The sequence below is a fragment of the Bacillus cereus group sp. BceL291 genome, assembly GCF_051776705.1.
GTDB lineage: Bacteria > Bacillota > Bacilli > Bacillales > Bacillaceae_G > Bacillus_A > Bacillus_A cereus.
Genome location: NZ_JBPWAP010000003.1, coordinates 149,172 through 172,346, shown reverse-complemented (window position 1 = coordinate 172,346; position 23,175 = coordinate 149,172). Strand labels below are relative to the sequence as shown.

Genomic DNA, 23,175 nt, shown 5'->3' with positions numbered 1-23,175 from the left:
CCTATTTTCAATTCAATTTGCCAACAAAAATCGAACATTCATTCGATTTTTTTATTTTCTATCAAATAATATCTAAATTTAACCGTAAAAAAAACTAGAAGAAACTTATATCTCTTCTAGCTTTTTATATAAATGATAAAATCCATATTTTACTGTTCGTTCTCTAATTTGTTGACGACTTCCGCTTAAATTAAGAGGAAAGACTACAGTTGGCTCATCCTTAATCGAAAGCCCAACAAATACTGTTCCTGGTTCTTTCTGTTCTGAAGCATCTGGCCCTGCTACCCCAGTGAAACTAATTCCGATATCCGCTTTTAATACATCCTTAACATTTTCAGCAAGATAACGAGCACATTCTTTACTAACTGCACCATCAGTATGCAATACTTCTTCAGGCACACGTAAAACATGTTGCTTCACATCATTATGATAACAAATGACACCGCCTTTAAATACAGAAGAAACACCAGCGTTTTCAGTTACTTGATTTCCAAAAAGACCACCTGTTAAACTTTCTGCACACGCTAAAGTTAACCCTTTTCTCTTCAATAACTCGATTGCCTTATAATGCAAAAATTCTTGGTCATATCCGTAGAAAAATTCTCCTACTCTTTCTAAAATCAAATCTTCCACATGTTGAATTAATTTCTCCGCTTCGCTAACATTTTGATGCTTAGCGGTTAAACGTAATGTCACTTCTCCATCATTTGCTAACGGGGCGATTGTTGGGTTTGTTTGTCCATCAATTAAATCTTGCACTTTCACCTCTAATTGGGACTCCCCAATACCGAAGAAACGAAGCACACGAGAATAAATGTTTTCTCCTGTTGTAAAATTACGTAAAAAAGGCTCTACGTAACTTACATACATTGGTTTCATTTCTTTTGGCGGCCCTGGTAATAAAATATAAACTTTTCCGTTCTTATTTACCCCCATACCAGGCGCCATACCGTGGTCATTTGCAAATACTGTTGCTCCATTTAAAACGAGCGCTTGCTTTTTATTATTCTCCGTAAATTCACGGCCTGTACGCTTAAAGTAATTACTTATTAAGGCTAATGCCTTTTCATCATACACAAGCTCTTCATCTAAACTAGCAGCTATCGTTTCTTTCGTTAAATCATCTTTTGTTGGTCCTAATCCACCTGTAAAAATAAGTATATCAGCACGTTCTTCCGCAGCTTCAATCGCCTTTTGCAATCGCTTATTATTATCACCAACAACAGTATGATAGTACACGTTAATTCCGATTGAAGCTAACTTTTCAGATAAAAACTGGGCATTTGTATTTGCAATTTGTCCAAGTAATAATTCAGTTCCAACCGCAATAATCTCAGCATTCATCCCAATTCCCCCATAAACTTCTATTTTGAGTTTACAAAAGCAGCTCTATTTTTCCAGAAATAATCCCATCCTGAAATAACAGTAAAGATTAATGCAATCCATATGAAGATATCTGCAACTGGAATATGGATTAAATTTAAAGGTACATCGTGTAATAAATATGCTGCAATTGCAATAATTTGTGTCCACGTCTTAATTTTTCCTAGCTGGTTTGCTGCAACTACTTCCCCTGTTCCAGCAAGTACAAGACGTAAACCTGTTACCGCAAACTCACGACTGATAATTACAATAACAATCCAAGCCGGTACATATTGCATCTCTACCAATGTAATAAGTGCTGCCGAAACAAGCAATTTATCAGCTAACGGGTCAAGAAACTTCCCTAAATTCGTTACAAGATTATACTTTCTTGCGTAATGTCCATCAATCCAATCTGTAGCTGAAGCAATGATAAAGATAAGTGCCCCCACTAAATGTTGAATTGGCAAATCAACATCACCAATTTTGTATGAACCCCAATCAAAGGGTGCTAACATAATTACCATAAAAATTGGAATTAAGAAGATTCTAGATATTGTAATTTTATTTGGTAAATTCACAGCTATTCCTCCATCATATCAAAAACATTTGTTCATCGAAAAAAAGTCATCGAAGCGATGACTGTTATTGTGCTGGTTGCTCTATCCCTTGGTTTTTAATCACCAATCTTTGGTGATATTCTTTTTGTGGATCTAACGGGAAAGCAAGCACTTGGCCATTCAGTTTAATTTCAACATTCGGTGCACTTCCAATATTAAGTCGTACTTCTTTTAATGTTGATACATCGCGTTTCTCTGTTTGACCGCTTTGTACTGTAGTATTTAGAATTTCGTTACCCGCATCATCCTTAACATCTACATAACTTGTACCCTTAGCTGAAATTTCCAGTTCTAATGTTTTATTATTATGAATTTCCAAAGTAGATACCTTTCCAGTTGTTCCAACTACTTTCACTTCTTGCTGTCCAGTTGGTTGTGCTGGTTGCTCCTCTTTCTTTGGTTCTTCTTTCTTTGGTTCCTCTTTTTTTGGCTCTTCCGCTTTCACTTCATCTTTCTTCGTATCTAACGGAGAATCTTTCGCTTTTTGAACTTCAATTTTCTCACTTTGAGCGCTTGGAACTTTTTCATCATCTTTTCCAGTTAACGCTTGAAACACAAACCAGATTACCACTCCAACTGCGATGACTAACAGCGCAACTAAGATTTTCGGCATGTGATCTGCAATTGGCCATGATGAAGATTTTTGCATTGTTTCTTGTGTTTTTTGTCCCGTTGATACTTGTGGAACTTCACGCTTTTCAGATTGTGGTATCGTACTCTGATGTTCTACAAGCAGTTCCTCTCCATTTAATCCAACCGCATCTGCGTATTGTTTAATGAATGCACGCGCATAAAAAGCTCCTGGCAATACATCATAATTGCCTTCTTCAATTGCCACTAAATGGCGTTTTTGAATTTTTGTAATCTCATGCAGCTGATCAATAGACAAGCCTTTCGCTTCTCTTGTTTCTTTCAGCTTTTGTCCCAATTCCGTCACTACTAACACCTCAATATTTCTTTAAAAGTCAAACATAGAGAAATTATTTTGCGTACCTTGCTCAATTTCATCTACTAAATTATATTGTATTTCTTCATCATAATCGTTACGCAACTCGATAATATAATCAAAATCATCCAATGTGTATTCTGACTGACTCACAAATACATCAGGATGTTCCACAACTTTCGTTGCAGGCAATCTCATAATTTCACGAACGAGCTGCCAATGTCTTTCGTTAGCACGCTTCGTTGACACAATTCCATCTAGGATGAAAATATTGTCATCGCTATACTCATCTTCAATTAATTGACTGCGAACAGTTTGCTTAATAAGAGTAGATGATACAAATAACCACCTTTTATTTGCACAAACACTTGCAGCAACAATGGATTCTGTTTTTCCGACACGAGGCATTCCGCGTATCCCAATTAGTTTATGGCCTTCTTTTTTCATGATTTCTGCCATAAAGTCTACAAGTAAGCCTAATTCATCACGCACAAATCGAAATGTTTTCTTATCATCTGCATCTCGTTGTATGTACCTACCATGCCTAACCGCTAGCTTATCTCTTAGCTTGGGCGGACGATATTTCGTTACCGTTATGTTATCCATCGTATTTAAAATTGATTCAAGTCTAGAGATTTGCTCTTGATTATCACACATAAGAAGTAACCCACGTCGTGCATTATCTACACCATTAATTGTGACAATATTAATGCCGAGCATACCGATTAACGAAGAAACGTCACCAAGCAAGCCAGGTCGGTTTTTATGTATTTCATATTCAAAATACCATTCAATCATCCAAGATCACTCCCCTTGCTTACTTTACACCTACGTACTATATTATATGATTTCACCCTAATAGGGAAGCTAAATGTATAATCTATCCTGTGTAATTATTATACAAAAAAAGTAGAGAGGAGAATCTCCTCTCTACTTTTACTTATGTTGTACGAACTTAACCATTAAATTTGCAATTGTATGTTGCTCCTGTTCATCAGCAACTTTCCAAAGCTCAGCTAGTAATTTCTCTTGGTCATTGCGTCCTTCTACTTCATTAGCAAGATAGTCGCCAACACGAAATGCCATATCTGATACCGCACCGCCATCTAAACCTTTGTCTTGCGCTTGCTCTAAACGTTCTCCTAAAAAGCTCTTCCACTGATCAAAATTATCTAATACTGACATAATTAAGCACCTCACTATTGAGTAATAAAATCATCCTTAATTTGTGCAACTATTCATTTTTTATGTAAGAATTTTTTAGCAGTGCCAACCGCCATTCACTCCGATAATTTGTCCAGTTATGTAAGACGCTCCTGGTGATACGAGAAATGAAACTGTTTTCGCTACTTCTTCTGGTAATCCTATTCTACCTAATGGTATATCTTCAGCAATTCCCATTTTATCTTCTTCAGAAAAAACACTTAACATTTCCGTTTCAATTGCTCCTGGTGCTACTGCATTCACACGTAATCCACTTAAAGAAACTTCTTTCGCTAAAGCTTTCACATATGAATTTTGCGCCCCTTTTACCATTGAATAAAGTACTTCACAAGAAGCCCCTATTTGTCCCCATATAGATGAAACAATTACAATATTACCACTTCTTCTCCCGATCATAGGCGGAAGTGCCATAGAAAGTAATTTATATACGTTCTTCACTTGAAGTTCTACCATATAATCCAATTCATCGTTTGTTACATCTGTTACTAGTCCAAAAATACTCTTCCCAGCTGCGTATACAATAACATCAATAGGATGTTCAATTTGTCCCCACAATCGTTCTGCTCCATCACTAGAAGCTAAATTAGCTTGAACAGGGATAACTTCTCCCCATGCCTTCTGCAATTCCAATACCTTTTCTTCACTGTTATTGTAATGAACATAAACTGTATATCCATCTTGAATTAATTGTTTCGAAATAGCAGAGCCAATCCCTCCGCTCCCTCCAGTTACTAACGCATACTTTTTCATAAATTCCCTCTCTTATCTCTACAACTTCAATTTTCACACAACTAAATAATACCCTCATCTTACAATTTTTCAATGATAAGATGAGGGTATCTTTAAAATTTTATTTTTTCGGTAACACCTGACAAACACTCATTTTTTCTTCTGATAACAATAATCCCGCTACTTCTTGTAAGTCTTGAACGGTTAGTCCTTCTAATACAGTCAATGCATCAAATAGGCTAGATTCATTAAACGCGTATCGTGTAAATTGATTTGCAATATATTCTGGTGAATTTAACGAGCGTAAAAAACCACCAATTTTCTTTTTCTTCACTCGTTCTAATGCCGCCGCATCTAATTGATCATAATCTGTTTTTAATAAAATATCTTTTAAACGATCTGCCAATGCATCAGGTTGTTTCGTATCACCACCAACCATTGCAAAACCGAAGTTATTTTCTTCTGTATAGTCATACGAGAATGAATCATCAATAAGTCCTTCATTATATAAAGCTTCGTAATGAACAGAACTTTTTCCAAATAAATAATCTAAAAGTAACGTAAGCGCAATTTCTTGTTTTAAAAGCGCTTGCCCCTTTTCTTTTAAATTAGTCGCTTTAATACCAACTAAACATTTCGGTGTTTGCACAGGCATTGAAATAATTTTTTTCTTTTCATTTACCTCATTTGGTTCTTCTTCAAATGAACGCACAATTTCTGGCTGGTTTTTATAATCTTTTTTCGCTTGATTTTCACGTACTAAATCCATTGTTTTCTCTGGATCAATTGCACCCACAACAAATAATAACATATTGCTCGGATGATAAAATGTTTCATAACATTCATATAATAAATCTTTCGTAATTTTACTAATAGATTCGATTGTCCCCGCAATATCAATTTTAATTGGGTGTTTTACAAATAAGCTATCAATTAACCCAAAGTACAAACGCCAATCTGGGTTATCTTGATACATTTGAATTTCTTGCCCAATAATCCCCTTCTCTTTTTCAACCGTTTTTTCAGAGAAATAGGGCTCTTGTACGAAGTTTAGCAATGTATTTAAATTTTGTTCTACGTTTGAAGTACCTGAAAAAAGGTAAGCTGTTCGTGTGAAGGATGTAAAAGCATTTGCCGATGCTCCTTGTTTACTAAACAATTGGAAAGCATCATGATCTTCTTTTTCAAATAATTTATGCTCAAGAAAATGTGCAATCCCATCTGGCACACGAATCATTTCTTCTTTCCCTAATGGTACAAATGTATTATCTACAGAACCATATTTCGTCGTAAACGTTGCAAATGTTTTATTAAATCCTTGTTTCGGTAAAACATATACATCTAATCCATTAGGAAGTTTTTCATAATAGAGTGTTTCTTTTAATTGCTCATAAACAATTTTCTCCACTTACTCTCCCTCCGTTCCTTGTAAAAAGTAAATTGTATCTAGTTCAATATTTTTAGCAACTTTTACAATTTCTTCTTTTGTCACACTTTCTATACCTGTAAGCCATTCTTCAACTGGACGTGTACGATCTGAAATAATACCATGATATAGCATTTCTACAAAGCCACGTGGTGTATCAATTGCCTCTAATATTTGATTTTGGATGACACTTTTTGTTTGATGTATTTCTTCTTCAGAAAACTCTCCGTTTTGCATCGCAAGCATTTGTTCTTTAATAATCTCAACTGCTTTTTCATAATTTTTCGCTTCAATTCCTGACATAACAAATAATAAACCTTTATGACTTTCAAAGCGCGATGCTGCATAGTACGCTAAACTATTTTTTTCACGCACATTTACGAATAACTTCGAATGAGAAAAGCCACCAAACAATCCATTGAACAATTGCAATGCAAAATAATCTTCATCTTTATATGTGACAAATGTACGATAACCGATGTGTAATTTACTTTGTTTTAATTCTTGTTTTTCAACAACTTCTTTTTCTTCATTATTTCGTCTATGAAGGAGTACATTTCTTTCTCTCACTGGACGAGCTGAAATAGAAAAATACTTACTTACAAGATCAACGGCGTTTTCTGAAATATCACCAATAATATATAGATCCATTTCATCTTCCGCTAACACCTTTTGATAATATTGATACAGACTTTCATTTGTAATAGACATAACACTCTCTTTTTTTCCATTTGCACTTAAACGATACGGTTCTACTTTGCACATTTCTTCAATTAAACGCTCGTTTGCATAACGCATTTTATCGTCATAAGTAGCTTCAATTCTCTGTAACAGTGCTCTTTTTTCACTTTCTACGATAGAAGATAGGAAACCGTTGCCCTCCGTTGCTGGATGTAACACAATATCTGACAACATAGAAAGCGCTTTTTCAAATAACGGTGGTGCATCATGTAAGTAAACTTCATTTGCAATGTCTACATAAATGGAGATAATATGGTCTTCCCCTTTTTTACTTACATCTACCGCTAAAGAAGATCCGTATAATTCTTCTAAATATTGACGAAGACGAATTACAGAAGGTAATTTTTCTGTCGCACTTTGCAATACGTATGGCAATAAGGCACGCTCTGTCACCGTCTCCTCATTTAAAGGCGCTTTAAAACGAAATACAAAGGTATTCGTTTTATATTTATCAGTCGGAATAATATGTACGCGCAAACCATCTAACTCATGTAGTTGTTGTTCCATTAGTTTCATTTATAGCCCTCCTTTACGTATATAGGAATATTCCTCTTCAATATACAGTTTTTAGAAATAAAAAATCAACTTTTCTCCCTTATTATGCTTACATATGATTCTTTCTAAAAACTTTAATATGTAAGGAACATAGTAAAATTCCGTATTAAATATATTCTATGTAAAAAAGCCCACACTAATGTGCGAGCTTTTTTATACTTATAAAATACTTATCGTTTTCCTTTTTCATAAGGAGTTCCTAATGCTTTCGGAGCTTCAGAACGACCTACAAAACCAACAAGCGCTAATATTGTGAATACATATGGTAATATCGTTAATAAAACACTTGGAATTTGATCTAATACAGGAATTGTTCCGCCCGTTACACTTAGAGATTGCGCAAAACCAAAGAATAGAGCTGCACCTAATGCGCCTAGTGGATTCCACTTCCCAAAAATCATAGCAGCTAAAGCTAAGAAACCTTGTCCTGTAATAGTTGCCCCTGAGAAGTTATTAGAAATTGACATTGCAAAAATCGCTCCACCGATTCCAGCAAACACTCCTGAAATACAGACTCCAATATAACGCATTTTATATACATTAATCCCCATCGTATCCGCTGCCATTGGGTGTTCACCAACAGCACGTAGACGAAGACCGAACGGTGTTTTATAAATAACATACCAAACAACGAATGCTAAAATAATGGCAATATACGACGTTATTGGTACGTTCGAGAAAAATATTTTCCCTAAAACCGGAATATCCGAAAGGCCTGGAATATCAATCTTTTCAATACGATACTGAATAAAGTCAGTCTGCCCTTTATCAAAAATCTTCTTAATTGCAAATACTGTTAAACCAAGAGATAAGAAGTTAATGGCTACACCACTTACAACTTGATCTGCTCGGAATGTAATAGAAGCTACCGCATGAAGTAATGCAAATAATCCACTACCAATTGCCGCAAATAATAACGCAATCCATGGAGTCATCGTTCCCCAAGTATCACCCATTAATAAGTTTGTAACAACTCCAATAAATGCACCAAATAGCATTAGTCCTTCTAATCCGATATTTACAACACCTGATCGTTCACTAAATACACCACCTAGTGCTGTGAAAATGATAGGTGCCGATGTATATAACGTACCCGTCACAAGAATGGCTAATATATCTAAAAAGCTCATTTATTTCCCCTCCTTGCTCATGCGTGTAAGCGCCCATCTTAACACATAACTACATGCAACAAAGAAGATGATACATGCAATAATTACATTAATAAGCTCTGACGGTACATCTGCCTCAAAGTTCATTTGAGGGGAAGCACTTTTCAAACCACCAAATAATAAAGCTGAAAGGATTATACCAAACGGATTATTCCCTCCAAGTAATGCTACGGCAATCCCATCAAATCCTACTCCTGTAAACGAAGACATCGCTGTCATACTCTGAAATGTCCCTAATCCTTCCATCGCTCCACCAATCCCCGCAAATGCACCAGCAATTGTCATAGAGAATACTACATTACGAGAAACTTTCATACCTGCATATTGAGAAGCATGCTGATTAAATCCTACAGACTTTAATTCGTAACCTAAAGTTGTTCGATCTAATAAGAACCACATTAAAATAGCGATTAAAATTGCTACAATAATTCCCCAGTGTAGACGTGAACCGTCAGTAATAGAAGCAAGCCAGTCTGAAGATAGTGACGCACTCTCTTTAATATCATACGTTTTGTCATTACCCGCATGTAAGAAACGCTTAATGATGTCATACGTTACATACAACGCAATATAGTTCATCATAATAGTTACAATAACTTCATTCACTTGAAACTTCCCTTTTAAATATCCCGGAATGAAGCCCCAAATTCCGCCCACCAATGCGGCAAATAAAATCGATAATGGAATATGAAGGAACGCTGGTAGTGAGACTGCATAACCGAACCAAACCGCCGCAAGCCAACCAACTAACAATTGACCCTCTACCCCGATATTAAATAAACCTGTACGAAATGCAAACGCCACCGATAAGCCAGCAAGAATAAGCGGTATCATTGTACGGAGCGTTTCACCAATCGCACTTGCGCTGCCGAACATTCCTGTCCAAAGTGCACTATAACCAACAATTGGATCATAGCCACTAACTAGCATTACAATCGCTCCTACAAGTAAGCCGAAAATAACGGATAGTACTGGGACTAAAATATTTATCGTTCGTTCTGTTAAAAGTTTTTTAGCCATTTGTACCCACCTGCTCCTTCTTTGTTCCTCCAGCCATTAACAATCCAAGCTGTTGTTCATTCGTTTCTTTCGCATCAACTATTGCTACAATTTCCCCTTCATAAATAACAGCAATTCGATCGCTAACATTTAAGATTTCATCTAACTCTAATGATAAAAGTAATACACCTTTTCCTTTATCCCTTTGCTCTATTAATCTCTTATGAATAAATTCAATTGCTCCTACATCTAAACCACGTGTTGGCTGTGCCGCAATTAATAAATCTGGATTTCGGTCTACTTCACGTGCAATAATTGCTTTTTGTTGATTACCCCCAGATAGGGCGCGTGCTAACGTTTGCTCACTAGGTGTACGTACATCAAACTGTTCAATAAGAGACTTTGCTTTTTCTGTAATTTTGCTGAAATTTAAAATCCCTTTCTTTGAAAACGGATTTTTATAGTACGTTTGAAGAACTATATTATCTCTAACAGAAAAATCAAGAACGAGTCCGTGTTTATGACGATCTTCTGGAATATGACCAATTCCTTCTTCTGTTATTCTTCTAACAGGCCAATTTGTTATTTCTTTTCCTTTAATTGCAATAGAACCTGACTCAACTTTTCGTAAACCAGTAATCGCTTCTATTAATTCACTTTGTCCGTTTCCATCAATCCCTGCAATCCCAACAATTTCCCCCGCACGAACAGTTAAGTCAAGGCCTTTTACAGCAGGTAGTTGACGTGCATCGTGAACAACAAGGTTTTCAATTGAAAGTACCTCTTCTTTTGGCTTCGCGTCTATTTTTTCTGTTTTAAAATTCACTTGACGTCCGACCATTAATTCTGCAAGTTTATTTTCATCCGTATTTGCAACGTCAACCGTTCCAATCCCTTTTCCTTTACGAATAATCGTACAACGATCGCAAACTTCCATAATTTCTTTCAACTTATGTGTAATAAGAACAATAGATTTTCCTTCTTGTACAAGCTTTTTCATAATTTGAATTAGCTCATGAATTTCTTGTGGTGTTAACACAGCTGTCGGTTCATCAAATATTAAAATTTCTGCACCGCGGTAAAGAGTTTTCAAAATCTCAACACGCTGTTGCATACCCACTGAAATATCCTGTATTTTCGCATATGGATCTACAGCCAAACCGTATTGTTCAGACAGTTTTTGAATTTCTTTAGCAGCATCCTCAACAGCAATTTTCCCTTTTTTCTTCGGTTCATTTCCGAGAATAATATTCTCTGTAACTGTAAAATTATGAACAAGCATAAAGTGTTGATGGACCATTCCAATACCAAGGTCATTTGCTATATTCGGATTTGTAATTTTTACAGGTTTACCTTTAATTTTAATTTCACCCTGCTCTGGTTGGTACAAACCAAATAGTACATTCATCAATGTGGATTTCCCTGCACCATTTTCTCCAAGTAAAGCATGTATCTCACCCTGCTTTACTTGCAGCGTAATATCATCATTCGCTACAATGCCTGGGAATACTTTCGTAATGTTATTCATCTCAATTACGTATTCCATTGTGTTCCTCCTTTTAACAGGGAACATTCCCTATTACACTATTAACTTATTAAGCAATTCGGAAGTTTTATACATACAAAGGTTAGTTCTATGAACTAACCTTTGCTATTTCTCTATTTATTTTTTTAGAGAAGCTTCGTATTCTTTATACTCTTTATCTGTAGCTGGCACTTTAATTTCACCGGCTGTAATTTTCTTTTCAAGCTCTTCTACTTTTGTTAAAATTTCAGGGTTAACTTTTTTCACGTTATCAGTTGTTTTTGAAATACCAATACCGTCATCTTTTAAGCCAAACTCTTCAATTTTCCCACCTTTTAAATTCCCATCTTTTGCTTCTTTAGCTACTTTTTCTACTGCTACATCAACACGTTTAATCATTGAAGTTAATGTTACATTTTCAGGCATACCTTCTTGATGTTGGTCACGGTCAACACCGATTACCCAAACATTTTCACCTTTTTTCTTACGGTTTTTCGCTTCTGTGAACACACCGTTACCTGTACCACCAGCAGCATGATAAATTACGTCTACGCCTTGACCATACATTGCTGAAGCAAGAACTGTACCTTTTTCAGGCTTATCGAATGCTTCTGCATATTCAGATACGATTTCAATGTTTGGATTTACTGCCTTTGCACCAGCTTTAAATCCATTTTCAAATTTACTAATTAAATCACTTTTCATTCCACCAACAAATCCTACTTTATTCGATTTTGTTGACATAGCTGCTACCGCACCTACAAGGAATGATCCTTCATGATCTTTAAACGTAATGCTCGTTACGTTCGGTGCATCTACAACAGTATCTACGATTGCAAATTGTTGTTTTGAAGATTCTTTTGCTACTTCTTTAATTGCACCTTCTAATTTATAACCAATTCCGAATGTTAAATCATATTTATCTTTTGAGAATTTTTTTAAATTCGGAATATAATCAGCTTCTTTTTCAGACTGAAGGTAACGATAATTTGTCTTTTCTTTTAAACCATTATCTTTACCAAACTTTTGTAACCCTTCCCAAGAAGATTGGTTAAATGACTTATCATCAACGCCCCCAACATCCGTTACGAGACCAACCTTGAAATCTTTATTGTCTTTCGTGTCTTTCTTGTCACTGCTCGCCTTATCCGAGTTACCACATGCACCTAAAACTGTACTTGCTGCTAATGTTAATGATAATAAAAGGCCTGCTTTTTTCTTCATACTAGAAACCCCTCCAAAAATGATATATATTTATTTATTCTTACGCTGCTGTTCCTTACTTCTTGCTGTCACCTCCCTAAAAAGGAATTTACCTACATACGCTTTCTTAATACGTGGAAGCTAAATTTATCAGCTCTAAAGTAATTGATAGAATATAAGATTGGCTCATCATTTTGATCATAGTGCATTTGTTTTAATACAAGCAGTGCTGTTTCAGGCTCACATTCTAAAATCGGTGAGATTTTAGGGTGATAGCCAATTGGCTCAATGTGGGCAACCGCATATGTTATGCGCTTATGTGTGTTATTATGTATCACCGTTAATAATGATTCCTCATTGTAACCCGATAAATCTGGCAATATTTCTTTTGCAAGTTTATCGATACAATACACAACAGGTTCCCCATCTGCTGTACGCACGCGTTCAATCATCACTGCATTAAAACCATCTTCACTATTAAACTTCTCTTTTTCCTCTTCTGTTAAAGTTGTAGTAGATGATGATAAAAAGATTGTTCCTGGTGTTTTCCCCACACTAGAAATCATATCTGTAATACTAGAAAGTTGTTCTATTCCAGAAGAAAATAATGGCTTTGCATTTACAAATGTCCCTACACCATGTCTACGAATGACAACATTTTCTTCTTCTAAAATACGCAACGCTTCCCTTAAAGTCGCTCTACTTACGCCAAGTTCTTTCGCTAAATCAAACTCTGATGGTAACTTTTGTCGTTCTTTATAAGCCCCATCTTTAATTTTTTCTTTGATGTGATCAATCACCCGTAGATATAGGTGACGACTATCGGATTTTACTGACATAAGACTCCCCCGCATTTCAATTATTCGACCTCTGATGTAAGACTTCTTTTCTCTTTTTTCAACTTACAACATAGTACAAATGACTAAACACCAAAATAAGCGTAATTGTCGAATAAATAATAATAATTTTTTTTAATGAAATTTTCACTCTTTATTGCATAAAAAAAACTTTGCACCATAAACATTCCTCATTTCGAGAAAAAGTTCGGCACAAAGATCCTTTACATCCTTTGTTACACACTTTTCCCCTCATAGTCTAGCAATTCATGGTTGCCAGGTAGAAACTTATGGACCTTATCTCCAAGATTATATGAGGCAGTGATTCTTTTCGAAGTAATCTTACCACTTGCTCTCATACGTGTCAACAAAATCCAACATTTTTCTGCATTAAATATCGAACATTTACATAAAACATAATCAAAGTATTCGTATTCTAAAGAGCACCCCTAAATGTAAGCCCTTTCTTTATTGCTGAGTATAGTATATAACAAAAACACTATATAAAAAAGCCTAATTGTAAAAACAATTAGGCTTTTTTTAAGAACTTTTTTCTTGTACATCATTAATGAGCACTTCTCTCGGTTTACTACCTTCATACGGACCTACTACACCATTCATTTCCATTGCATCAATTAGGCGAGCAGCTCGCGTATAACCTACTCTAAACCTACGTTGTAACATAGAAACAGATGCTGTTTGCATTTCCACTACAAGTTGAACCGCTTCATCATATAATTCATCTTCTACGTCCTGCTTCGTATCAGGAACATCTTGCGGAATCATATCTTCTTGATATTGTGCTTTTTGCTGTCCAATAACATATTCTACAACTCTCTCAACTTCATCATCTGATAAAAATGCACCTTGTACACGTACAGGTTTCGATGCACCAATTGGTATAAACAGCATGTCTCCACGACCTAATAGCTTCTCTGCACCACCACCGTCAAGAATTGTACGAGAATCTGTTTGAGAAGATACAGCGAATGCAATACGTGATGGAATATTTGCTTTAATAACACCCGTAATAACATCAACTGACGGACGTTGCGTTGCAATAATTAAATGAATACCAGCAGCACGAGCCATTTGCGCTAGACGCATAATCGCATCCTCTACATCAGACGAAGCAACCATCATTAAATCTGCTAACTCGTCCACAATTACTACAATATAAGGTAATTCGGGTTGTTTCGCTTCTGATTGACTATTATGCTCTTTTATATAATCGTTGTATCCTTCAATGTTACGTGTACCACTATGAGCAAACAATTCATAACGACGTTCCATTTCACTCACAACTTTTTTCAATGCTTGCGATGCTTTTTTCGGATCAGTTACAACTGGCGTTAACAAATGAGGCACACCATTATATACATTTAACTCTACCATTTTCGGGTCAATCATCATTAATTTTACTTCATGTGGTTTTGCACGCATTAAAATACTAACAATAATACCGTTAATACATACACTTTTCCCGCTACCTGTCGCACCAGCTACGAGTAAATGGGGCATTTTATTTAAACGGGCTAGTACAGCTTCACCTGTAATATCTCGACCAAGACCAATTAACAACTTCTCTTCCGGATGATTATTAGCCTTAGAATCAAGAACTTCCCTCAGCGTTACCATCGAAACTTCTGAGTTCGGAACTTCGATCCCTACAGCTGATTTCCCGGGAATTGGCGCTTCAATACGAATGTCCTTGGCAGCTAAAGCAAGGGCTAAATCATCACTTAAACTGACAATTTTGCTTACCTTTACCCCCATATCAGGATACACTTCATATTTTGTAACTGCAGGACCTCTATGTACTTTTGTTACTTTCGCTTTCACTCCGAAACTTTGGAATGTACGTTCTAATTTACGAGCATTCTCATAAATTTCCGCATTTTCATTTGTAACTTGCTTATTCTTTGGAAATTTTAATATATCAAGTGAAGGAAGCTTGTAATCTTTATTTTCTACATTGGAAAATTGCATAGGAGGTGCTTGCGCTTCACTCTCTAACGATTCAACAATTTTTTCTCCACGCTTTTTCTTTGGCTCTTCAATTGGCGGAGTCTCTTCAATAAACGGTGAAGTAATCAAATCTTCTTGCTCTACTTCAATTCGTTTATCCTCTTCTTCATTTACAGGATAATTCTCAGTGAAATTCGAAATAATCGGAGGATCAATTGAGATTTCTTCCATCGGCTCAATAATTTCTTCTTGTTCTGCAGCACGTTTGCTTCTTGTGCTTCTTGTTGTTTTCTTCTTTTCTGTTTGTTCAGCCGTTCTTTTGGCTCTCCAATCTTTATAATCCCCTTGCATCACTTGAAATTGACTTCTAAGAATTCTACCAACTGGAGCTAACACTTCTCCAATATGCTTATTTGTTATACAAAGTATACCGAGAATAACTAGAATAATACCAATGATATAAGCTCCTACTTCGTCAAATAAGAAGTAACATGTTGCGAACATAAGCGCACCAAACATACCACCACCTAAATGAACGCTATCTGGCCCCTTTTTCATTTCAAGAAAGAAGTTATCTTTCGTACTCACAATAACAGAAGTATTTTGCACTGCTCCATCTTTTGTAAGAAGGTTAAATAATGTAATATGACTAAACATTAATATCGCCAATACAATTAAATAAAATCCAATTAATCGTTTATTTAAAAGGTTCGGCCATCCGCGTTTTATAACAAAGGAAACCGATAAAGCTATTACACCTAACACCCCAATTATGTACCACTCACCAAAGAAGAAGCGAAAAAATAACACAAACGATTTTCCTACAACGCCTAGCTGTAAAATCGTAATGATTGAAAGTGCAAAAAGAGTTAAACCGACGATTTCATAATACAAAGTTGGCTTTATCGTACGTCTTGCCTTTGCCTTCGTCCCTCTTTGCTTTTGTTTTGCCATTTCTTCACCTCGCGTTCTACATATAAATAAAGCTCCCCTCAAAATGCTCTATTTATATGTCTGTTTTCTCTATTTTTCAGGTCTTTATATCTTCTATTTTTACACTTCTTGTAAAATGCTAAATAAACAGAAGAAAGCAGCCTACTCATGGCTGCTCAACCGTCTTGTTTTTTATATTATACCATAGCTTCTAAACAAAATCCTTCTTTTTGCTAAAAGGTTATTTTCTGACCGGGCTCAAACTCTAAATAGTGAAGTGGGTCTGTACTTAGCACACGTACAATAGAATAACATCCATGTTCCTCTTCAGAAACCATTAATTCCACACCATTTATATTTACAACTTTTTGACTTTCACATTGTGAATAATCGGCCGGATACACAAGTTGCTCTGGCATAATTGTATATAAAATCATTGTAGCATTGTCCCTTCTGTACTATCTTCCGCACGAACATCTATTAATTCGTTTAATTTTCGAATTGCATTTCCAATACCGCCGACATCATCTATAAGACCGTACTTTACTGCATCCCCACCAATTACATTCGTCCCAATATCTCGCGTTAAATTTCCTTTCGCAAACATAAGCTCTTTAAAACGATCTTCTGTTACTTTCGAGTGCTTCGTCACAAAACGAATGACTCTTTCTTGCATCTTATCCAAATACTCAAATGTTTGTGGCACACCTATGACAAGACCTGTTAAACGAATTGGATGAATTGTCATCGTCGCAGTTTCCGCAATAAACGAATAGTCAGTAGAAACAGCAATCGGTACACCGATGGAATGTCCCCCACCTAAAACTAGAGATACTGTTGGTTTTGAAAGTGAAGCTACCATTTCAGAAATTGCTAGCCCAGCTTCAACGTCACCTCCAACCGTATTTAATATTAAAAGCAAACCTTCAATTTTCGGATTTTGTTCAATCGCAACAATTTGCGGAATGATATGCTCATATTTTGTTGTTTTATTTTGCGGTGGTAATTGAACATGACCTTCCACTTGTCCGATAATCGTTAAACAATGAATACGTGATTCATTCATCTGTGGTACATTTGTCTGTCCAAGTTGTTGAATTTTTTCAACTATTGAAGCCTCTTTTCCAGCTTCTTTTGGCTCAGCTTCTTTTTCTTCATTTGTATATCGATCACGTTCTGTCATTTCGCATCCCCTTTCACTCGTATATAACTATTATTTCTTAAGTTATAAATTTCATTCGATAGGGTTAAAAAGAAAAAAGATCACCCATAAGGGTGATCTTTTTATACTTCCATAATAATCGGTAAAATCATAGGTTTTCTCTTTGTCTCTTCGTACAAGAACTGTCCTAATAATTCACGAATATTTTGTTTTAACATTGACCATTCAATTGAATATTCTTTAATTGACTGCTCAACAATCATACGTACAATCTCTGTAGATCGTTCAATTAACGCTTCTGATTCACGAACATATACGAAACCACGTGAAATGATTTCTGGACCAGAGATAATTTTCTTTTCATCTTTACCAAGCGTTACAACAACTACTAGTATTCCATCTTGAGATAACATCTTTCTATCTCGAAGAACGATATTACCAACGTCACCTACACCTAATCCATCAATTAAAACATTACCAGCTTGTACTTTACCGACTAAGTTCGCTTCATCGTCACCAAAAGCAATTACATCGCCTTTTTCTACGATAAAGATATTTTCTCTTGTAATACCTACATCTTCAGCTAAATATGCATGTGCTTTTTGCATACGGAACTCACCATGTACGGGTACAAAGTACTTTGGTTTCATTAAATTTAACATTAATTTTAATTCTTCTTGGCTACCGTGACCTGACACGTGAACTTTTCGTTCGCCGTAATAAACAACTTCAGCTCCAGCTCTAAATAACAAATCAATAATTTTTGATACAGATATTTCATTACCCGGAATTGGCGAAGCAGCAATGATAACAGTATCACCTTTACGAATTGAAATTTGTTTATGTGCTTGTTTTGCCATTCTAGATAGAGCAGCCATCGGTTCACCTTGACTACCTGTCGTTAAAATAGCTACCTTCTTCTCTGGGAAGTTGTCTACTTCTTGTAATGAAATAACCATACCTTCTGGAACATCTAAATAACCAAGACGTCTTGCAATGTCTACTACTTTCACCATACTACGTCCTACTACCGCTACTTTTCGCCCTGTTTCAGCAGCTGCATCAAATACTTGTTGAATACGATGTACATTCGATGCAAATGAAGCAACGATAATACGACCTTCTGCGCCGTAGAACACTTTAGAGATTTCTACACCAACTTCTTTTTCTGAACCTGTATAGCCTGGGCGCTCTGCGTTTGTACTATCAGATAATAAGCAAAGTACGCCTTCATTTCCGATTTGCGCCATTTTCCCAAGGTCTGCTCCACTATTTCCAATTGGAGTTTGATCGAATTTAAAGTCTCCCGTATATACGACTGCACCTTTTGATGTATGGAAACAAACGCCAACAGAATCCGGAATACTATGTGTCGTTCCGAAGAATGACACCGTTGTAGTGTTAAATTCTACTGTTGAATTTGAATCGATTGTTTTTAAGTCTACACGGCCTAACATGCCCGCTTCACCAAGTTTTTCTTGTATAAGTCCTACTGTTAATTTCGTTGCATAGACTGGAATAGATAATTTACGAAGTACATACACAATTCCACCAGTATGATCCTCATGACCGTGAGTAATAAATAAACCTTTTACTCGCTCTTGATTTTCCACTAAATATGTAATATCAGGAATAACGATATCAATTCCAAACATTTCATCTCCCGGGAACATTAACCCTGCATCTACGATAAAGATTTCAGAATCAATTTCAACACAGTACATGTTTTTCCCGATTTCACCTACTCCACCAAGAGCAAATACTTTAACAGACTCATTCTCTTTTCTCTTCATGTTGTTGCCTGGTTTAAAAATCTTGCAAACACTGATTTCACTAAAATTGCAGAGACACCAGGGGAAACTCTACAACCACCATATTTTCACCGTCCAAGACGAATGTCCTTACCGTTATGCGATATCATGTCCTTGTTTATTTTTTAAACCAGGTTTCACCTCTCTTTCATTATATAAATCAAATATCTTATTCGATATGATATGAAAATTTAATTAAATTATAATTTTTCCCAATTTTGCTAAGCATACCCGTACTAAGCTACTTAGCCATATTATACCTGATACAAGAAATAGAACACAAGTTAAATCGTGCGAAAGAAAGAGTAAAAGAACGGAATGACAACAAAAGTATCGAACGTATTTCCTTTATATTTACTCCGATTTTATACTCCATATTATTTTGAAAAACTAGCCATACATACGCTAAATTCATTTCATAATAGGGAGTTTCAAGATTTATTTTTCTAGAATCCAACAAATACACTTACAAAATGGAGTTTTTTTATGAATTACGTCACATTTGAGGGGATTTCTCTAAAAACAGACACCGTAGTTTATTACATTTATGCCAAAATATCTATCATTTTTTGACTCAGCTAAAGGGGTACAATTATTTTCTTATACACATAATGAAGAAGCAATTAATATTCTTATAAGAACACATATAGGTGAGAAAAAGAGGAAAAGATTTGCATATAATAAAAAATGACCTAGTTCTACACTAGGTCATTTTTTATTAACGAGGGATAGATTGCATTACAGATTGTAACGTTACTCTTTCTTCTTCTGTTAATGGAAGAAGTGGTAAACGTACAGAACCTACATCTAATCCAACCATTTGTAACGCTGTTTTTACTGGAGTTGGACTTGGCGCCATAAATAATGAATCAGTTACTCTTACAAGTAATTGATGTAATTTTTGTGCCTTCTTAAATTCTCCTGCTTGAAATGCTGTAATCATTTCTTGCATTTCGTTTCCGATAACATGAGAGGCTACCGAAACGATACCTTTCGCTCCAACTGCCATAGCTGGTAACGTTAAACCGTCATCACCGCTGTATACCGCAAAGTCGTCCGCTGTTTTTTCAATGATTTTTGTCATTGTTAACACATCGCCGCCGGCATCTTTAATAGCAACAATGTTTTCTATTTCTGATAAACGAACAACTGTATCAACGGAGATTTGTACAATAGATCGTCCTGGAACGTTATATAGCATAACCGGAAGCGGCGTGCTTTCAGCAATTGCTTTAAAATGCTGATACATTCCTTCTTGACTCGGTTTGTTATAATACGGTGCTACTAGCATTACTGCATCCACACCAACTTCTGTTGCCTTTTTAGTTAAGTCAATAGAAGCATGCGTATTATTGCTACCTGTTCCAGCGATTACGGGCACTCTTTTATCGACAACAGATACGACATGGCGATATAACGCTACTTTCTCTTCTGAAGTTAATGTAGGAGATTCTCCTGTCGTTCCTCCTACCACGATTGCTGTTGTACCGTTATCAATTAAATAATTTACCAATTTCGTTGTCTTTGCAAAATCGATATTCCCGTTTATATCAAACGGTGTTACCATCGCGGTTGCAATTGTCCCAAAATCTATCATGGTCTCACTCCTTATTGTTCCAGTTGCTTTTCTTTTGAAAGCTCAAACGCACTATGTAATGCATTTACAGCCTCCACTAAATCAATTTCTTTTACAAGAACCCAAATTGTTGTATGACTATCTGCCGATTGCAGGATTTGAATGCCTTTTTCCGCTAAAGCTGTAACGATTTTTGCAGTAACCCCTGGGATGCCTGCCATTCCAGCTCCAACGATAGATACTTTCGCACAATGTTCTGTCACAATTGGCTCATATCCAAGTTGTTTTAGCACTTCGACAGCACGAGCTGATACATTATCATTTACTGTGTAAGCTACACCAGTAGGAGAAATGTTAATTAAATCAACACTAATGCCTTCGTTTGCCATTTCTTTAAATACATGCTGCTGTATATCGTATGCCGTTTCTTTTGCAAGTACTTTAATTTGTGTTACGTTTGATACGTGGGCAATACCTGTAACAGGACGCTCTTCTACATCCTGCCCTTTTGTAGCACCATCGTATGCTGCAATAAGAGTACCTTCACTTTCAGAATACGTAGAACGTACACGAAGTGGCACTTTTGCATGCATCGCAATTTCAACTGCACGTGGATGAACGACTTTCGCACCTTGATAAGCCATGTTACAAATTTCGTTATACGTTACAGTTTGAAGATGACGCGCATCTTTTACAATACGAGGATCCGCAGTCATAACACCTTCTACATCAGTGAATATATCGATGTATTCAGCATGAAGTGCAACACCTAATGCTGAAGCTGAAGTATCACTACCTCCGCGCCCAAGTGTTGTCGTATCACCTTTTTTCGTTTGCCCTTGAAATCCTGTAACGACGATTACATCTACATTTTCTAATTCTTCATGTATACGATCGCAATTCATTTCAATAATCTTTGCATTCGTAAAGTCATCATTCGTTACAAAACCAGCTTGTGCACCATTTAATGCTGCTGCTTTTATACCGTTCTCATTCAACATATTAGAGAAAACAATTGCAGAGATTAACTCTCCGCACGATAATAATAAATCTTGCTCACGTTTAGAAATAGTAGATTCCTCTTGATTTACAAGACTTAATAACGTATCCGTTGCATATGGTTCACCCTTACGGCCCATAGCAGATACGACAGTAACCACTTTATAACCAGCAGCTAATGATTTTTTTATATGATGAAGCGCATGCTTACGTCCATTATCATCACGTACTGATGTGCCACCAAATTTTTGAACAATTATTTTCATATTTTGCACCTTCTCTTAGCCGTTTACACTAATTGTAATTTTACTAAGCGCTCTGCAATTTGAACAGAATTCCATGCAGCGCCTTTTAATAAGTTATCAGATACGACCCAAAGATGGAATCCTTTATCGTTATTTAAATCTTTACGGATTCTTCCAACGAATACTTCGTTTTTACCTACTGCAGTAGCTGGCATTGGATATAACTGCTCTTCTGGATTATCTTGCAGAACAATACCTTCCGCATTTGCAAGTAAGCTCTTTAATTCTGCTACTGTTACGCCTTCTTTTTCTACTTCGATGTAAACAGACTCAGAGTGTCCTGATACAACTGGTAAACGTACACATGTTGCCGCTACTTCTAATTCAGGCATATGCATAATTTTTTTCGTTTCGTTAATCATTTTCATTTCTTCAAACGTAAATCCATTATCTTGGAATTTATCAATCTGTGGAATCGCATTAAAAGCAATTGGGAAATGCTTCTTATCACCTGATACAGGAAGAACATTTGCCTTAACTTCTTCGCCATTTAAGATTGCTTGTGATTGTTCATGCAGTTCTTCAATAGCTGCCGCACCAGCACCTGATACAGCTTGATATGTGGAAACGATTACTCGTTTTAAACCATATTGCTGACGAACTGGCTCAAGAGCTACTACCATTTGAATTGTAGAACAGTTTGGATTTGCAATAATACCATTATGCTCTTTTAAGTCGTTTTCATTTACTTCAGGTACAACAAGTGGCACGTTTTCTGTCATACGGAATGCACTTGTATTATCAACAACAATCGCACCGCGTTTTGCTGCTTCTGGCGCTAATTGTTTCGATACAGATCCACCAGCACTAAATAGTGCGATATCTACTCCTTCAAAGCTTTCAGGAGTTGCCTCTTGAACTGTAAATTCTTCGCCTTTAAATACAAGTTTCTTACCTGCAGATCGTTTAGATGAAAGTAACGTTAATTTCCCGATTGGAAATTCTCGTTTCTCTAAAGTATTTAACATTTGTTCACCAACTGCGCCGGTTGCTCCAACTACAGCGACATGAAAAGTTTTTTGCTTTTCCATCACTATGCCCCTTTCTAGATACCAATCCTTCTATAACTTAGAATCAGAAGGAGTA

Annotated in this window: 20 protein-coding genes and 1 riboswitch; all 20 genes read right to left on the bottom strand. The window is 36.1% G+C overall.

The annotated features are described in order from the left end of the window. Nucleotides 1-105: 105 nt before the first annotated feature. The 20 genes from cinA to asd all read right to left on the bottom strand — a co-directional run bounded on the left by cinA (nt 106) and on the right by asd (nt 23,120). Entirely contained in the window at nt 106-1,344 is a 1,239-nt protein-coding gene (cinA, locus tag ACS2CR_RS04225; protein ID WP_053512446.1) for a competence/damage-inducible protein CinA, read from the bottom strand. Nucleotides 1,345-1,364: 20 nt separating this feature from the next. After that, nucleotides 1,365-1,943 carry a CDP-diacylglycerol--glycerol-3-phosphate 3-phosphatidyltransferase gene (pgsA, locus tag ACS2CR_RS04220; RefSeq protein WP_001052967.1) on the bottom strand — a complete coding sequence of 193 codons (579 nt, stop codon included), beginning with the start codon at nt 1,941-1,943 and terminating at the stop codon, nt 1,365-1,367. 64 nt (nt 1,944-2,007) lie between these two features. After that, nucleotides 2,008-2,919, bottom strand: a complete 912-nt coding sequence (locus ACS2CR_RS04215; RefSeq protein ID WP_000137491.1) for a helix-turn-helix domain-containing protein — start codon at nt 2,917-2,919, stop codon at nt 2,008-2,010. 21 nt (nt 2,920-2,940) lie between these two features. Then, nucleotides 2,941-3,726: a DUF3388 domain-containing protein gene (locus ACS2CR_RS04210; protein WP_000574107.1), complete on the bottom strand. Its 786-nt coding sequence runs from the start codon at nt 3,724-3,726 to the stop codon at nt 2,941-2,943. 138 nt (nt 3,727-3,864) lie between these two features. Continuing rightward, a complete protein-coding gene (locus ACS2CR_RS04205; RefSeq protein ID WP_000114450.1) occupies nt 3,865-4,113 on the bottom strand; it encodes a DUF3243 domain-containing protein in 249 nt (82 codons plus the stop codon). 75 nt (nt 4,114-4,188) lie between these two features. Continuing rightward, nucleotides 4,189-4,902, bottom strand: coding sequence for an elongation factor P 5-aminopentanone reductase (gene ymfI, locus ACS2CR_RS04200; protein ID WP_000759607.1), 714 nt, complete (start codon nt 4,900-4,902; stop codon nt 4,189-4,191). A 100-nt stretch (nt 4,903-5,002) separates the two neighbouring features. Beyond that, the gene (gene yfmH, locus ACS2CR_RS04195; protein WP_000411982.1) at nt 5,003-6,289 is read right to left on the bottom strand and encodes an EF-P 5-aminopentanol modification-associated protein YfmH; all 1,287 of its coding nucleotides are present in this window, start codon (nt 6,287-6,289) and stop codon (nt 5,003-5,005) included. Continuing rightward, on the bottom strand, nt 6,290-7,564 hold the full coding sequence (gene yfmF, locus ACS2CR_RS04190; protein ID WP_000772405.1) for an EF-P 5-aminopentanol modification-associated protein YfmF: 1,275 nt from the start codon (nt 7,562-7,564) through the stop codon (nt 6,290-6,292). A gap of 209 nt (nt 7,565-7,773) precedes the next feature. Continuing rightward, nucleotides 7,774-8,733, bottom strand: coding sequence for an ABC transporter permease (locus ACS2CR_RS04185; protein WP_000008857.1), 960 nt, complete (start codon nt 8,731-8,733; stop codon nt 7,774-7,776). Further along, nucleotides 8,734-9,792 carry an ABC transporter permease gene (locus tag ACS2CR_RS04180; RefSeq protein ID WP_001085254.1) on the bottom strand — a complete coding sequence of 353 codons (1,059 nt, stop codon included), beginning with the start codon at nt 9,790-9,792 and terminating at the stop codon, nt 8,734-8,736. Beyond that, complete coding sequence (locus tag ACS2CR_RS04175) at nt 9,785-11,317, bottom strand: ABC transporter ATP-binding protein (protein WP_000456909.1); 1,533 nt, start codon at nt 11,315-11,317, stop codon at nt 9,785-9,787. The genes ACS2CR_RS04180 and ACS2CR_RS04175 overlap by 8 nt, the downstream gene beginning before the upstream one ends. 117 nt (nt 11,318-11,434) lie before the next feature. Beyond that, nucleotides 11,435-12,520: a BMP family lipoprotein gene (locus ACS2CR_RS04170; protein WP_000725771.1), complete on the bottom strand. Its 1,086-nt coding sequence runs from the start codon at nt 12,518-12,520 to the stop codon at nt 11,435-11,437. A gap of 92 nt (nt 12,521-12,612) precedes the next feature. Then, a complete protein-coding gene (locus ACS2CR_RS04165) occupies nt 12,613-13,338 on the bottom strand; it encodes a GntR family transcriptional regulator (RefSeq protein WP_000114182.1) in 726 nt (241 codons plus the stop codon). Nucleotides 13,339-13,570: 232 nt separating this feature from the next. Further along, nucleotides 13,571-13,672: riboswitch (purine riboswitch) on the bottom strand. A gap of 203 nt (nt 13,673-13,875) precedes the next feature. After that, nucleotides 13,876-16,257, bottom strand: coding sequence for a DNA translocase FtsK (locus tag ACS2CR_RS04160; RefSeq protein ID WP_053512445.1), 2,382 nt, complete (start codon nt 16,255-16,257; stop codon nt 13,876-13,878). Nucleotides 16,258-16,469: 212 nt separating this feature from the next. Then, nucleotides 16,470-16,673 carry a YlzJ-like family protein gene (locus ACS2CR_RS04155; protein ID WP_000605020.1) on the bottom strand — a complete coding sequence of 68 codons (204 nt, stop codon included), beginning with the start codon at nt 16,671-16,673 and terminating at the stop codon, nt 16,470-16,472. Beyond that, nucleotides 16,670-17,419 (bottom strand): translocation-enhancing protein TepA, encoded by a 750-nt coding sequence (gene tepA / locus ACS2CR_RS04150; RefSeq protein ID WP_000139806.1) that lies wholly within the window; start codon nt 17,417-17,419, stop codon nt 16,670-16,672. Before tepA ends, ACS2CR_RS04155 begins: the two co-directional genes overlap by 4 nt. Nucleotides 17,420-17,520: 101 nt before the next feature. Next, a complete protein-coding gene (locus tag ACS2CR_RS04145; protein ID WP_153602386.1) occupies nt 17,521-19,191 on the bottom strand; it encodes a ribonuclease J in 1,671 nt (556 codons plus the stop codon). Between the two features lie 736 nt (nt 19,192-19,927). Next, a complete protein-coding gene (gene dapA / locus ACS2CR_RS04140) occupies nt 19,928-20,806 on the bottom strand; it encodes a 4-hydroxy-tetrahydrodipicolinate synthase (RefSeq protein ID WP_053512444.1) in 879 nt (292 codons plus the stop codon). 11 nt (nt 20,807-20,817) lie between these two features. Next, nucleotides 20,818-22,050, bottom strand: a complete 1,233-nt coding sequence (dapG, locus tag ACS2CR_RS04135; protein WP_000692453.1) for an aspartate kinase — start codon at nt 22,048-22,050, stop codon at nt 20,818-20,820. Nucleotides 22,051-22,073: 23 nt separating this feature from the next. After that, entirely contained in the window at nt 22,074-23,120 is a 1,047-nt protein-coding gene (gene asd / locus ACS2CR_RS04130; RefSeq protein WP_000414846.1) for an aspartate-semialdehyde dehydrogenase, read from the bottom strand. Nucleotides 23,121-23,175: the final 55 nt, after the last annotated feature.